The organism is Hydrogenovibrio thermophilus, assembly GCF_004028275.1.
Taxonomy (GTDB): Bacteria; Pseudomonadota; Gammaproteobacteria; order Thiomicrospirales; family Thiomicrospiraceae; genus Hydrogenovibrio; species Hydrogenovibrio thermophilus.
In genome coordinates, this window is sequence record NZ_CP035033.1 from 1,289,166 (window position 1) to 1,303,127 (window position 13,962).

General features: G+C 49.6%; 13 protein-coding genes. 6 read left to right on the forward strand and 7 right to left on the reverse strand.

Annotation, left to right across the window (positions count from 1 at the left end):
• Positions 1–4 precede the first annotated feature (4 nt).
• Genes EPV75_RS06035 through EPV75_RS06045 form a run of 3 tightly spaced genes read left to right on the forward strand, consistent with a single transcriptional unit; the run spans position 5 to position 2,744 of the window.
• Positions 5–190, forward strand: coding sequence for a DUF2065 domain-containing protein (locus EPV75_RS06035; protein ID WP_029937940.1), 186 nt, complete (start codon positions 5–7; stop codon positions 188–190).
• A 10-nt stretch (positions 191–200) separates the two neighbouring features.
• Positions 201–1,370: an ATP phosphoribosyltransferase regulatory subunit gene (locus EPV75_RS06040; RefSeq protein ID WP_128384797.1), complete on the forward strand. Its 1,170-nt coding sequence runs from the start codon at positions 201–203 to the stop codon at positions 1,368–1,370.
• Positions 1,371–1,418: 48 nt separating this feature from the next.
• The gene (locus tag EPV75_RS06045) at positions 1,419–2,744 is read left to right on the forward strand and encodes an adenylosuccinate synthase (protein ID WP_128384798.1); all 1,326 of its coding nucleotides are present in this window, start codon (positions 1,419–1,421) and stop codon (positions 2,742–2,744) included.
• 160 nt (positions 2,745–2,904) lie between these two features.
• On the opposite strand, the gene EPV75_RS06050 is transcribed toward EPV75_RS06045, so the two are convergent.
• The gene (locus tag EPV75_RS06050; protein ID WP_029937943.1) at positions 2,905–3,261 is read right to left on the reverse strand and encodes a response regulator; all 357 of its coding nucleotides are present in this window, start codon (positions 3,259–3,261) and stop codon (positions 2,905–2,907) included.
• Between the two features lie 152 nt (positions 3,262–3,413).
• On the opposite strand from EPV75_RS06050, the gene EPV75_RS06055 reads away from it, so the two are divergent.
• The gene (locus tag EPV75_RS06055) at positions 3,414–5,333 is read left to right on the forward strand and encodes a SurA N-terminal domain-containing protein (RefSeq protein ID WP_128384799.1); all 1,920 of its coding nucleotides are present in this window, start codon (positions 3,414–3,416) and stop codon (positions 5,331–5,333) included.
• 119 nt (positions 5,334–5,452) lie between these two features.
• Here the strand turns inward: EPV75_RS06055 and EPV75_RS06060 are convergent, their stop codons facing one another.
• The 4 genes from EPV75_RS06060 to EPV75_RS06075 all read right to left on the reverse strand — a co-directional run bounded on the left by EPV75_RS06060 (position 5,453) and on the right by EPV75_RS06075 (position 8,263).
• Complete coding sequence (locus tag EPV75_RS06060; protein WP_029937945.1) at positions 5,453–5,728, reverse strand: cupin domain-containing protein; 276 nt, start codon at positions 5,726–5,728, stop codon at positions 5,453–5,455.
• Positions 5,729–5,868: 140 nt separating this feature from the next.
• Positions 5,869–6,534 carry a high frequency lysogenization protein HflD gene (gene hflD / locus EPV75_RS06065; RefSeq protein WP_128384800.1) on the reverse strand — a complete coding sequence of 222 codons (666 nt, stop codon included), beginning with the start codon at positions 6,532–6,534 and terminating at the stop codon, positions 5,869–5,871.
• Positions 6,535–6,544: 10 nt separating this feature from the next.
• The gene (mnmA, locus tag EPV75_RS06070; protein WP_128384801.1) at positions 6,545–7,693 is read right to left on the reverse strand and encodes a tRNA 2-thiouridine(34) synthase MnmA; all 1,149 of its coding nucleotides are present in this window, start codon (positions 7,691–7,693) and stop codon (positions 6,545–6,547) included.
• A 12-nt stretch (positions 7,694–7,705) separates the two neighbouring features.
• Positions 7,706–8,263 (reverse strand): rRNA large subunit pseudouridine synthase E, encoded by a 558-nt coding sequence (locus EPV75_RS06075; RefSeq protein ID WP_128384802.1) that lies wholly within the window; start codon positions 8,261–8,263, stop codon positions 7,706–7,708.
• Positions 8,264–8,391: 128 nt separating this feature from the next.
• Between EPV75_RS06075 and EPV75_RS06080 the strand changes: the two genes are divergently transcribed.
• Together EPV75_RS06080 and EPV75_RS06085 are read left to right on the forward strand one after the other, a co-directional pair.
• Entirely contained in the window at positions 8,392–10,629 is a 2,238-nt protein-coding gene (locus EPV75_RS06080) for an NADP-dependent isocitrate dehydrogenase (protein ID WP_128384803.1), read from the forward strand.
• A 273-nt stretch (positions 10,630–10,902) separates the two neighbouring features.
• On the forward strand, positions 10,903–11,196 hold the full coding sequence (locus EPV75_RS06085; RefSeq protein WP_029937950.1) for a hypothetical protein: 294 nt from the start codon (positions 10,903–10,905) through the stop codon (positions 11,194–11,196).
• Between the two features lie 69 nt (positions 11,197–11,265).
• Here EPV75_RS06085 and EPV75_RS06090 read toward each other — a convergent pair whose 3' ends face one another.
• Together EPV75_RS06090 and EPV75_RS06095 are read right to left on the reverse strand one after the other, a co-directional pair.
• Positions 11,266–12,681 carry a PilZ domain-containing protein gene (locus EPV75_RS06090; RefSeq protein ID WP_128384804.1) on the reverse strand — a complete coding sequence of 472 codons (1,416 nt, stop codon included), beginning with the start codon at positions 12,679–12,681 and terminating at the stop codon, positions 11,266–11,268.
• Between the two features lie 218 nt (positions 12,682–12,899).
• Positions 12,900–13,619: a YebC/PmpR family DNA-binding transcriptional regulator gene (locus tag EPV75_RS06095; RefSeq protein WP_128384805.1), complete on the reverse strand. Its 720-nt coding sequence runs from the start codon at positions 13,617–13,619 to the stop codon at positions 12,900–12,902.
• Positions 13,620–13,962 lie beyond the last annotated feature (343 nt).

Consider the following 13,962-nt stretch of genomic DNA (forward strand, 5'->3'; position numbering starts at 1 on the left):
TTTCATGTTTGAGGCACTGCTCAGCGCGATAGCGCTGGTATTCGTCATTGAAGGGCTATTACCGTTTGTGTTTCCCCGTGTTTGGCGAAGCACGATGGCGGAGTTGATACAGCTGGATGACAAGAAGCTAAGGTGGATGGGCTTGATCAGCATTTCCATCGGCATGATTTTATTATTTATTTTTACGTAAGAAGACTGTGATGCAACAAAATATTTGGTTTACGCCGGATGGGCTCGAAGATTTATTGCCGGACGAGGCAAAAAAGCTCGAGTACTATCGCCGTCAATTATTGGATGGTTTCGAACTGTCCGGATACGATTTGGTACTGCCACCGATTGCGGAATTTACGGATTCGCTGTTGACCGGGAAAGGTCGACACCTGGCTGTGGACACCTGCCGTTTTACCGATCAGGAAAGCGGTAAGATGATGGGGGTTCGTGCCGATATGACGCCGCAAGTCGCCCGTATCGCCACGAATCGTATCAAGCAAAAAGGCATTCAACGTCTGTGTTACGTTGGGGAAGTTCTGAAAACCCGAAATAACCGTGCAAAAGGTTCCCGTAGCCCGATTGAAGTCGGTGCGGAATTGTTCGGTCACTCTGGTGTGGAAAGCGATATCGAGGTCATCGAGTTGATGGTGTCGTCGTTAAACGGTATTGGTTTGAACGATTTGACCCTCAGTCTGGGACACGTTTCGGTGGTGGATACCCTGATGAATCAAGTCGGGTTGAGTGCAAGCCAACAGGAAACCATGGTGGATATTCTGTTGCGTAAGTCGATTCCGGAATACGACGATTTTGTTGCCTCTCTTTCCTTGTCGCCGGCTTTGACGGATGCCTTCAATGCATTGTTGTCCATGTGCGGCAGTGCCGAGGATGTGATGGCGAAAATGGATGTGTTGGCCGACGTGTCGGAGGATATGGCAACCCATTTAACTCACTTCAAAGCCGTTTTGGCACATTTCACCGCGTTTGGTAATTTGACCATTCATGTCGATTTGGCCGATATCCGGGGTTATCAATATCACACCGGGATGATTTTCAGTTGTTATGCGGCCGGTCGCAAGATGTATCAATTAGCTCGTGGTGGCCGTTACGACGGTATTGGTTCTGAATTCGGTGTCGATAAACCGGCGACCGGTTTCAGCCTGGATCTGCGTGGCGTGTTGGATCTGTTGGATCAACCGAAGTCGATGAAAAAGGATGTCGTCTATGCCCCAAACGCATACGATGCCGACCTATTGGCTGAAATCGACGGTTTGAAAGCGAAGCACACCATCGTTAAACGTTTTTATGATTTTTCAGAATTGCCGAGTGGCGCTTCTTATTTGGCGCAAACGTCTGGCACCTGGACAATCTCCGTTAAGTAATCCTGCCAGGGCAGGTGACCGTAATTCATTCGTTATAAAGAGAAAAAAATGGCTAAAAAAAATATTGTCGTCGTAGGAACTCAGTGGGGCGATGAAGGAAAAGGCAAGATTGTTGACCTCTTGACAGACCGCGTTGCGGCTGTTGTACGCTTTCAAGGCGGTCACAATGCCGGGCACACGCTGGTCATCGATGGCCAGAAAACCGTACTGCATTTGATTCCATCCGGCATTTTGAGAGAAGAGGTGGAATGCTTTATCGGAAATGGTGTGGTACTGGCTCCGGAAGCCTTGGAAAAGGAAGTTACGCAACTGGAAGCGACCGGCTTACGAGTTAAAAGCCGTCTGAAAATCAGTGATGCTTGCCCTTTGATTCTGGATTACCACGTCGCACTCGATCAAGCCAGAGAACTGGCGCGCGGCAATAAGGCAATTGGTACCACCGGCCGTGGAATCGGGCCAGCGTATGAAGATAAAGTCGCCCGTCGCGGCCTGCGTGCGGGTGATTTGCGTGATATGGCCCAGTTCAAGCAAAAGCTGGAAGGCACTTTGGCTTACCACAACTACATGCTGGAAAATTACTATCAGGTAGAACCGGTTTCGTTCGACGCTTTGTGGGATAAATGTCAGGCGTATGCCGATTTGATTGTTCCGATGTTGGCGGATATTCCGAACCTGATCGATCAGTACAACCGTGCCGGTAAAAATCTGATGTTTGAAGGGGCGCAGGGGACGTTGTTGGACATTGATCAGGGCACCTATCCGTATGTGACATCTTCCAACACCACGGCGGGCGGCGCGGCTTCCGGTAGCGGTATCGGGCCTTGCCAACTGGATTATGTGCTGGGGATCACCAAGGCTTATGCCACGCGTGTTGGCGGAGGGCCTTTCCCGACCGAATTGACTTACGATTGTGCGACGGATGAAGGTGACCCGGTCGGTAAAGAATTGGGGACTCGTGGGCGTGAATTTGGCGCGACCACCGGACGTCAACGTCGTTGTGGTTGGTTCGATGCGGTGGCCTTGCGTCGTTCCGCTCAAATCAACGGCTTGACCGGCGTGTGCTTGACGAAACTGGATGTATTGGACGAGTTGGACGAAATCAAGGTCTGTACGAAATACATCAAAGACGGCGAAGACATTTTCTTGCCACCATCCAGCGCGGATGAGTACGAATTGGTGAAGCCGCATTATGAAACGTTAAAAGGCTGGAATACCTCAACCGTTGGGATTGCGAGTTGGGAGGCCTTGCCGGAAGAAGCCAAGATTTATATCCGTTTCCTGGAAAAAGAAATGGGTGTGCCGGTGTCGATTTTATCGACCGGACCGGATCGTAGTGAAACCCTGGTGTTGCAAGACCCGTTCGCAGGGGAATAAGTATCCTGCTTTGATTGACGTTAAAAAAACCGCCAACGGCGGTTTTTTTATGGGCGTTGTTTTCAGGTTTGTTGGTTCAACGGTCCAAAACGGAGCCGTTAGGTTTGAGCACTGGCAAGATCGCAAAACCACCAGGCCTGGTGGTTTTCAGGAAACCAGCTTAAAGGACTTTACGGATGACGCCCGGTAGGGTTTCCGGGTTAAAGGGTTTGACAATCCAGCCAGTGGCGCCCAAGGCACGGCCTTGTTCTTTCATTTCCTGACTGGCTTCGGTGGTCATCATTAAAATCGGCGTAAAACGGTAGTTTTCAAGCTTTCGCGCCGCTTCCAAAAACGCCAAACCGGACATGACCGGCATGTTGATGTCGGAAAGGATGACGTCGAATTGCTCTTTTTTCAACGCGTCGAGTCCTTGCTGGCCGTCTTCGGCAATGGTGAGGTCAAATTCTTTTCCGAGAACCATGTCGACCAGTTTACGCATGGAAGAGGCGTCGTCGATATACAGGACTTTTTTCATGAGGGTTACTTTAGGTTTATTTTAGGTTTTATTTTCGATTGAAACCGTTTAACTTTATCACAGAAATAAGGGTTTTTTCCTAAAAATTATCTGAAAGGCCCAACAGAGATTGTTACAATAATTTTTTTGACTTTTTAAGGTATCGGAACAAGATGTTACAAAGCATTAGAGAGCATGCACAAGGCTGGATTGCCTGGACGATTGTCGGTTTAATCATCATTACGTTCGCCCTGTTCGGCATCGATCAATATGCCCAAGGTGACAAGACGGTGGTGGTCGCCGAAGTCAATGGCGAAGACATTACCGCAACGGAATTCTTAACGCTTTATGCCCGCCAGCAATCACGCCTTAAAAATCAGTTTGGCGAGCTTTACGACCAGGTCGTCAATGACGAAGATTTGCGTGACCAGGTGATGGATGCCTTGATTGAATCCGAAGTGGTGCGTCAATGGGCCGATGCACACGATATGGTGATTTCCGATCAGCAGTTGGCGATGACGATTCAGTCGGCTCCGGTGTTCCAGAAAGACGGCCAATTCGATGATGCGCTGTATAAAGATATTTTGATGCGCAACGGCTTGAACGTGGCGCGTTTCGAATACGAACAGCGTCAGTATCTGATTGAAAACCAAAACCGTCAGTTGACGGCGGCCTCGGCGATTGTGACCGATGATCAGGTAAAACAATTGGCCGCCCTGCAGTTCCAAAAGCGTGACGTGAATTATCTGCGTGTGGATCAGCGTCCGTTCATTGAAACGGCGACCGTGCCGGATGATGCGATTCAAGCTTACTATGAACAGCATAAAGAAGACTTTGTGACCCCGGAAATGGTCAAATTGAGTTATGTGTTGTTGTCGCAAGAAGAACTGGCGAAGCAAGTGAGTGTTGACGATAAAACTTTGAAACAGTTCTATGAGAACAACAAGGACCAGTTTACCGATCCGGAAAAACGTCAAGCGAGTCACATTCTGGTGAAAATCGATGAAGAAACCGACGATGCGGCGGCCTTGAAAGAAATCCAGGACATTCAGGCGAAATTAGCGAATGGTGACGATTTTGCGGCCTTGGCGAAAGAGTATTCGGACGATCCCGGTTCGGCGGCGATGGGTGGTGATTTGGGCTTGTTCCAACAAGGCATGATGGTGCCGGAATTCGACGAAGCCGTGTTCACAATGAAAGTCGGCGAAGTCAGCGAGCCGGTGAAAACCGATTTCGGTTATCACCTGATCAAATTGACGAAAATTCAACCGAAAAAAGTACTGCCGTATGCGGAAGTAAAAGACGAAGTGGACGACATGTACCGCAATCAGCAAGCCGAAAAACAGTATTTCGAGCAGTTGGAACAGTTGAATACCGTTGCCTATGAACAAGCCGATTCACTGGTGCCGGCGGCGGAAGTGGTCGGTTTGGAAGTGCAAACGACCGACCCGATTCCAAGAAGCGGTGGCGGGGATGAAGTGACGTCCAATGCCAAAGTCATGGCGGCGGCCTTTTCCGAAGACGTGAAAAAATCCGGATTGAACAGTGCCGCGATTGAGTTGTCGCCAACCGAATCGGTGGTGGTGCGCGTGGATGAAAGCATGCCAGCCAAGCAGCAGTCTTTGGACGAAGTCAAAGCGGACATCGTGCGCATTCTGAAGCGCGAAGCGGCGGTGAACGCGTCGGCGGATTTAGCGGGTGAATTGCTGGCTAAATTGCAAAAAGGCGATTCCAAGATGCAGGATTTGGTTAAGGAGGGCGTTGAGTTTACGCCGGTCGGTTGGTTGGAGCGTGAAAACCGTCGCGTTTTGCCGCAGCTGACGCAAGCCATTTTCAAGTCGCCGAAACCGAGCGGTGAAGCACCAAGTTATACCACTTATCAATTGCCGACCGGTGATTCGGTGGTCATTGAAGTCTTGCGCGTGGAAGAAGGCACCTTGCCGGAAGACGAAGCGATTAAAGCTCAGTTGAAAGATGCGTTAATCAACTTGTCGGCCACATCGGAAGTTGACGCGCGTATTCAGACCATGATGGATGCCGCGAAAATTGAAAAGATGTCGAACTACAAAACCATTAAGCCGGCCGGGCTTTAAGTTCGATAAATCGAATCGTTTCTGAAAAACGCCCAGGCCTGGGCGTTTTTTAAGAAGGAATCAAAGCGATAATAAAAAAGCGCCGTTTAGGCGCTTTTTTATTTGGAGCCGAAATGCTTTCAGCCGAATTGATAATGTTTTCTCACCGGCTTTTCAACCGCCCAGTAGCAGTTCAAGCCACGGCGGAAGGTCACCAAATCACCGGTTTTGATGTGGTATTGGGTACCGTTTTCGGTGGTGACAGTGACTTCGCCTTCCAGTAAGTAACAGATTTCGCGCTCATCATAATGCCAAGGGAAGTTGGAGACTTCCTTCTCCCATATCGGCCATTGCATGACCCCCATCAGGTCGAGCTTTTCCTGTGACGGGTTGGATTCGATGGTAACGTCGTTCATGCGGTCCTCCAATCTAGGACGGGGTTTGAAAATGGCGACGGCAGTCGCTGCGCATCGCCTTTCGTTTGACTAACGTTCGAAGTGCTTTCGGTGGATTTTGTCTGGCGGTTCTGGCTTACAGAGCGCCCAAGTATCACCGATTATTGTTCTGTCGATTCAGAGTTGTCGGCCGGTACTCTATAGAGCGCTTGCGCCGCCTGTAAGTATTTTTTGCGGCTCCACAACAAGCCCCAGCGGCTGCCTCCGACCTGGCGCCATAAAACCGCCGCCCGAATCCCCGCCAAAAGCAGTGCGCGGATTTTATTGGCCGTTTTTGGGTTCTGTAAATGCCCGTGCTGTCCGTTGACCATGATTCTCGGGTTAATCGGACTGATATTTTCCGAATAAGCCCTCGCCAACGTCGCGATGACGTTTTCATGGAAGTCGCCAAAATGGGTTCTTTGTGCACAGGCGGATTCAATGACTCTAGAAACCTTATCAAAAGTCCCTTCCGTTTTCGAGACATTTTTTTCCAAAATCATCAGGCTGAGTACGTATTTGGTGACTTCGATATTCCGTGCTGAGACCGATTCGTTGGAGCTCATCTGTGCTAAAAGGGTATTTACGCCCAGTTGAATGTTTTGGACGTCTCCACCGAATACGTCCAGCGTATCGTCGGGGTTTTCGCAAAACAGTGAGTTGATGCTGGTTTGGTAAGCGATTTCGTCGGTTTTACCGCTGGTGGCCAGTTGATACACTTGCTGCGCGACTTGGTAGATGCCGATGAGCGCGATGGCTTTGTCTTGGTCGGTATAAGCTTGCGTCATAACGTCGATTTTATCTCGCTTCAATCTCGTTTAAATGGTGATAACGTCCGGTGATGACGGCACCGCCCAGGCACTCGTCACCCTCATAGAATACCACGGACTGGCCCGGCGTGATGGCGGTTTGGTCTTCGTCGAACTTTACGACGATTTCCCCGTTGGTTTCCGACAGTATCATGCAGCCGGTTTCCGGTTGACGATAACGCACCTTGGCCTTGAGCGGGTGGTTCAGCTTGGGACATTGGCCGGAGGTCCAGTCACAGGTGTCGGCGGTCAAATAAGCGTGATTCAACAGTGGGTGATCGGCTCCTTGCACCGCAATCAGTTGATTTTTTTCCAAGTCCTTGTCGGCCGAAAACCAAGGCAGGCCCGAGTCGCCATGCCCGCCGCCGATGCCTAGGCCTTTGCGTTGTCCCAAGGTGTGGTACATCAAGCCGTCATGATGCCCGATGACTTTGCCGTCGGTATTGACGATGTCGCCCGGTTGCGCCGGTAAAAACTGCTGCAGGAAGTCTTTGAACTTGCGCTCGCCGATAAAGCAGATGCCGGTGCTGTCTTTCTTGTCGTGGGTGATGAGGTCCGCTTCTTCGGCCAGTTGGCGCACGTAAGGCTTTTCCAATTCGCCGATGGGGAACAGGGATTTCGCCAATTGATGCTGTTGCAAGGTGTATAGAAAGTAACTTTGATCCTTATTGGCATCCAAACCTTTCATCAGGTGGCACTGACCCTTGTCGTCACGATGAATGCGAGCATAATGGCCGGTGGCGATGAAATCCGCGCCCAAGGTCATGGCGTGTTGCAGGAAGGCCTTGAATTTGACTTCCTTATTGCAAAGGATGTCCGGGTTCGGTGTGCGACCGGATTTGTATTCCGCCAGGAAATGCTCGAAAACCCGATCCCAATATTCGCCGGAGAAGTTCTCCACGTGTAACGGAATGTCGAGTTTTTCGCAAATCGCCAGGACGTCTTTCAAGTCTTCCGCGGCAGGGCAGTAGTCTTCGGTATCGTCGCCTTCCCAGTTCTTCATGAACAGGCCTTCGACGTCATAGCCTTGTTGTTTCAATAATAACGCCGTAACGGACGAATCCACACCGCCGGAAAGGCCGACGATGACTTTAATTTGAGAGTTGTCTCCGGTTGGAGTTTGAGTGGTGTTTTGCATGGGCTTATTTTATCACGATTTTTCCAGCAGAATCGATTCGCCGGGTTGTAAGTTCTTTAACTGGTAATCGCCGATTCGCGTGCGGATCAAGCGCAAGGTCGGGAAGCCGACGGCGGCCGTCATACGGCGCACTTGGCGGTTTTTACCTTCGGTAATCGTCAGTTCCAGCCAGGACGTTGGAATGTTTTTGCGTTCGCGAATCGGAGGATTGCGCGGCCACAACCATTTGGGCTCTGGCATTTTTCGAGCCTTCGCCGGCTGGGTCAAACCGTCTTTGAGTTCAACGCCTTGTTGCAATTGCTGAATCGCCTGTTTTGTGAGCTCGCCTTCTACTTGCACCAGGTAGGTTTTCGGTTGTTTATGTTTCGGGTCGGCGATTTGGTGTTGCAGTTTGCCGTCGTCCGTCAACAGCAACAAGCCTTCGGAATCTCGGTCTAAGCGTCCGGCCGCGTAAAACCCTGGGCGCTGGATGTAATCTGCCAGGGTTTCGCGTTGCCCTTTGTACTGGGGTTCATCGGTAAACTGACACAGCACATTGAACGGTTTATTGAAAAGCAGCAAGTGACTCATAGGGTTTGACTCATCGTTTCATCGTTGACTTATATTTTTTCGGTCGGTGATGTAAAATAGGCGTTATTCTAACATTCTTTAACCTTTCATCGCCTGACCTTGAGGCGCGCTTAATTTAGGAACTTCCAATGACAGAATCCGCTAAGACGACTTCCAAGATTATTTACACCCTAACCGACGAAGCACCGGCGCTGGCCACTTATTCGTTGCTACCGATTATCGAAGCCTTTACCAAAGCTGCCGGTGTGGCGGTTGAGACGCGCGATATTTCGCTGGCAGGGCGTATCCTGGCGAACTTTCCGGAAAAACTGACCGAAGCGCAGCGCATTGGAGATGCGTTGAATGAATTGGGCGAACTGGCGAAAACGCCGGACGCCAACATCATTAAACTACCGAATATCAGCGCGTCCATTCCCCAGTTGAATGCCGCCATCAAGGAATTGCAATCCCAAGGTTATGATGTTCCGGATTATCCGGCCAACCCGCAGAATGCCGAAGAAGAGAAAATCAAAGCCACCTACGCCAAAGTGTTGGGCAGTGCGGTTAACCCGGTCTTGCGTGAAGGGAATTCCGACCGTCGTGCGCCGACCTCGGTGAAAAATTTCGCGAAAAAGCACCCGCATTCCATGGGCGCCTGGTCGGCGGATTCCAAATCGAAAGTGGCTCATATGTCCGAAGGCGATTTCTATGGTTCCGAAAAATCCACGACCTTGTCGGATGCCACGGAATTTAAAATCGAATTCGTTTCACAGTCCGGCGACACTAAAGAACTGAAAGCCTATGCACCTTTGCAGGCGGGCGAAATTATCGACGCGGCGGTCATGAGCCAAAAAGCGTTACGTGCCTTTTTGGCGAAAGCGGTTCAGGAAGCCAAAGAGCAGGGGATTTTATTTTCGTTGCACCTGAAAGCGACCATGATGAAAGTGTCCGACCCGATTATTTTCGGGCAGGCCGTATCGGTTTTCTTTGCCGAGGTGTTTGAAAAATACGCGGCCGAGTTCGAGCAAGTCGGTGTCAACCCGAACAACGGTTTGGGGGATGTTTACAGCAAAATCCAACATCTAGGCGATGACAAACGTGCGGAAATCGAGAAAGCGATTGCCGATACTGTGAGTGCCAAAGCGGATATTGCCATGGTGGATTCCGATAAAGGCATCACCAACCTGCATGTGCCGTCCGACGTGATTGTCGATGCGTCCATGCCGGCGATGATTCGCACTTCCGGGCAAATGTGGAATAAGGACGGTCAGCAACAAGATACGCTGGCGGTGATTCCGGATCGTTGTTATGCCGGTGTCTATCAAGAAACCATTAATTTCTGTAAGCATCATGGCGCGTTTGATCCAACGACAATGGGCACGGTTCCGAACGTCGGCTTGATGGCGCAGAAGGCCGAAGAATACGGCTCGCACGACAAAACGTTCGAAATGACCGATGCCGGAACCGTCAAGGTGCTGGATAAAGAGGGACAGGTTTTGTTGGAACAAAACGTGGAAGCCGGTGATATTTTCCGTATGTGTCAGGTCAAGGACGCGCCGATTCGTGACTGGGTTAAGTTAGCGGTAAGCCGTGCCCGCGCAACCGGTTGGCCGGCGGTATTCTGGCTGGATACTAATCGTGCCCACGATCATCAGTTGATTGAAAAGGTCAATCATTATCTATTGGAGCATGATACGGCCGGATTGGAAATTCATATTATGTCGCCGGAAGAAGCCACACGCTTTACCCTGCGTCATATTAAAGAAGGGCAAAACGTCATTTCCGTGACCGGGAATGTATTGCGTGATTATTTGACCGATTTGTTCCCAATTTTGGAGTTGGGCACGTCCGCTAAAATGCTGTCCATTGTGCCGTTGATGAATGGCGGTGGTTTGTTTGAGACCGGTGCCGGTGGTTCTGCACCGAAACACGTTCAGCAGTTTATGAGCGAAAACCATTTGCGTTGGGATTCACTGGGTGAATTCCTGGCGTTGGCCGTGTCGTTGGAGCATTTGTCCAGCCATTTCAACAACCCGAAAGCGCAGGTCCTGGCGGATGCCTTGGATAAAGCGACCGGGCGTTTCCTGGAAAACAACAAGTCGCCATCGCGTAAAGTGGGTGAAATCGATAACCGTGGCAGTCATTTCTATTTGGCGATGTACTGGGCGCAGGAATTGGCGGCCCAGGACGCGGATGCCGAATTGAAAGCGCGCTTTACCGACTTGGCCGACGCCATGGCGAAAAACGAAGCACAAATCATGGATGAACTGAACGGCGCGCAAGGACAGGCCATGGACATCGGCGGTTATTACAAGCCAAATGCCGAGCTGGCCAGCCAAGCCATGCGCCCAAGCGCAACCTTGAATACGCTGATTGACGCCGTATAAAAGAAAGTGATAAGCCGCTTTTTAAAGCGGTTGAACTTTATGAGTCTAACCTTTAAAAACCGCCAGGTCTGGCGGTTTTTTTGTTTTTATTCCGGTTATAAAATCATTTAAATATGTATGGTTATTAACGATTTTTATTGGTTTTTCATCTTCTTTTGTCATATAAATTGAGTTTAAAGATAAGTGTTTATGCTTATTTTATTGTATTGATGTCGAACACCGTTCGATGCCGATGTGATTTTCCAATGAATATGGACTGAAGGAGTATTTGAAATGGCTGATACACCTGAAAAAAACCTATACTTTGAAAGTGACGATACGGAACCGGGGATGGATGTCGCGGCGCGATTGAACCTGGAAAGCCTTGAAGAACCGGATGATTTGTTATACATGGCGGATTTGTTGAAAGAGGCACAGGAAGAGACACGCAAAAAAGACTGCGGAAAACTGTTGGATGTTTCTTACACCTATCCGTGTATTAATGGCTGGAGTTATATTTGTCAGCACCAAAAGTGGGAGAAGTGCGGTACCACGAAACGATGTCGCATGCGTGAAAAACGTTGCTGACTTAACGGACTTAACCATTATTGAAACCGCCAGGCCTGGCGGTTTTTTTATATGGCCCTTGAAAGGGGGTTATTGGTTGTATTCGTCTACCGTATCAATCAGTTCGGCGTTCGAGAAAGCGTCTTTCAGTTCTTTGGACTGGGTGGCTTTTCGAATCAAATCCATGGTGTTTTTGTCCGGATGCAGGAATTGGCAGGAAATCTGGTAGGCGCCGATGTCGGTTTTTTCATCAATCCGTACCACCTTGGCTTTTTGATGAACGATTTCGTAATCGTTGGTTTTATCGGAGGCCGAAAGGTCGAAGCGGAAAAAGAGTTCCAAATGGTCGTTGATGTCGACCAGGAAAGGGGTGAAGAAAGAGAAGCCGCCGGAGGAAATATCGTGGGAATCCGCACTCCAGTATTCCGGGAAGACGATGATGTAGTTGCTGCTCGAGATATTGTTGTAGATTTTTTCCAGCAGTGCGGCATAGTGATAAAGGTTGATGAAGGACATCAGCAAGCTGGAACTGTTACGTTTTTTCTTTTCGACATAGTCCCGGATGTCATAGTCGATTTTGACCTTTTCGAGCACCGGTCCTTCGTAGAGTTTGTGGGGCGTAGAGTTTTCCAACAGCGTTAAGGTGCTCTGGCCGATGTGGTCGACCTTTTCTTCGAAATCCCGCAGGATGGATTCGGTTCGGATATTGCCTTTGAGGGAGGCAAAATCCAGGGTGGACTCCAAATTGGCTTTCAGGAAACGTTTGGATTCTTCCACCGAAAGACGGCCGACGGAGATGCCGTTCAGGACTTCCCGTAAATATTCGTTTTTTTCCGCCACGACGGTAAAGAGGTCATAGGCTTCCGGGTGACTGTCCACCAGGGCTTCGCGGATATTTTTCTGATAGTGATCCATCAGGGTGTCCAGCTTCTGGTTGACGATCTTGGTGAAGTGCTTGATACCGGATGTGTAGATGTCGCCTTGAAGTTCCGTGGCGTTTTCATGCGCGCCGAGGCGAACGAAATGGTAGGTCATGTTCGCGGTGTAACGGTAAAAACGACGGGTGTTTTCACGCCGGGAGCGGATGGCTAAAGAGTAGCGGTCGGCGGTATCGGTTTTGTGAATCCAGTAGTGCGTTTTGGGGTAATACTGTTTGAGGAAGTCGAGCAGTTCGTCGTCCGATGCCTCGGCGTCCAGTCGGTCGGCCAGTAAATAACGCAAGGAACGATACAATTGCTCGTATAGAAAAGCCATTTCGTTGTCGAGCACATACAGTTGTTTGTCGAAGAAGGTGATCTTTGCGACCAGGCAGGCATGGAGGGTTTTCAGGATGTCGTCAACGGACACTTTATCCATGTCTTTGAAATGGGTCGAAGCTTGGCTGTCGACACTCAGTATCATCGTTTCCAAGGAATCGTCCCGAATGATTCGATGCGCTATCTTTTTCAAATGAAAAGGCAGCTCTTCAATAAAAGAGTGGTCGTTGTCGTAATGCGTTCCTGGCACGTGTGTGTCCCTAGGTTGAAATTATAATGGGTTGAAATTTGATCAGGTCGTCCGGACAGCGCCCGCCTACGGTTGAGGTGCCGATCAAATTAGCATTATATTATAGTTTAACGGTTTTTGGATGGCAGCCGGATGACGGAATAATCCGGCTTTGAAAAAGAAAAAACCACCAGGCCTGGTGGTTTTTTATACGTTTGAGAGCGATTAGAAATGCAGCGTTACAGTTCGATGTCGAAGTAGACGTTTTGGACGTCGTCTAGGTCTTCGAGCATTTCCAACAGTTTTTCGAACATTTCGCGGTCGTCGTCGTTTTCCAACGGTTTGGTCATTTGTGGCAGGAACTGGATTTCATCGACTTCGAAATCGATTGAGCCGAAGGCTTCAATCAGTGCAGTTTTGGCTTTGGCGTATTCGGTGTGCGGGACGAATACGCTGATTTTGCCGTCTTCATTTTCAATGTCGGAAACGTCGACGTCGGCCATCAAGAGCGCTTCCAAAACGGCTTCTTCATCCTGACCGGCGAAGACCAGAATCGCCGAATGGTCAAACATATGACTGACGCTGCCTTGAGTTCCGATTTTACTTTTGGTCTTGGTAAAACAACTGCGCACATCGCCGAAGGTGCGGTTGGGGTTGTCGGTCAGGCATTCGACAATCACCATGCTGCTGCCCGGTCCATAACCTTCGTAACGGGCCACGGCGAAGTCTTCACCGCCACCGCCTTTGGCTTTGTCGAGCGCTTTGTCGATAACGTGCGCGGGCACTTGAGCTTTTTTGGCGCGTTCGATCAGGCCTTGCAGGGCCAGGTTGCTGTCGGTTTCCGCGCCGCCGCTTTTGGCGCAGACGTAAATTTCACGACTGAATTTGCTGTAGACTTTGGCTTTGGCGTCAGACGTTTTCGCCATGGATTCTTTGCGGTTTTGGTAAGCTCTACCCATCTTGTCTTTCCGTTATCGTTTTTTGAAAAGTGGAATTTTACACAATAACGTTTTGATGATGCAGGGAATTTAAGACTTCTTAAGTTTGAAAAAGGCGAGAGTAACCCGTTTTTACATGGGAAACGGTCATGGAAGGGGGTATAATTATCCGCATTGCTTTTACAGGGACGTGAGAGGAAGTTCGTTGAAGGCCCGAAAGCCGGGTGGAAAATTTTAACTGTTTCATTTTCAATGAAATTTCGTTAATATTGCCGCCAATTCATCAACCGGCGTTGAGTGGTTCGTGGTAGGCCGCTCCGTAAAGAAGAGTTTGAATGATTGATTTAACCGCAAAGCACATCGG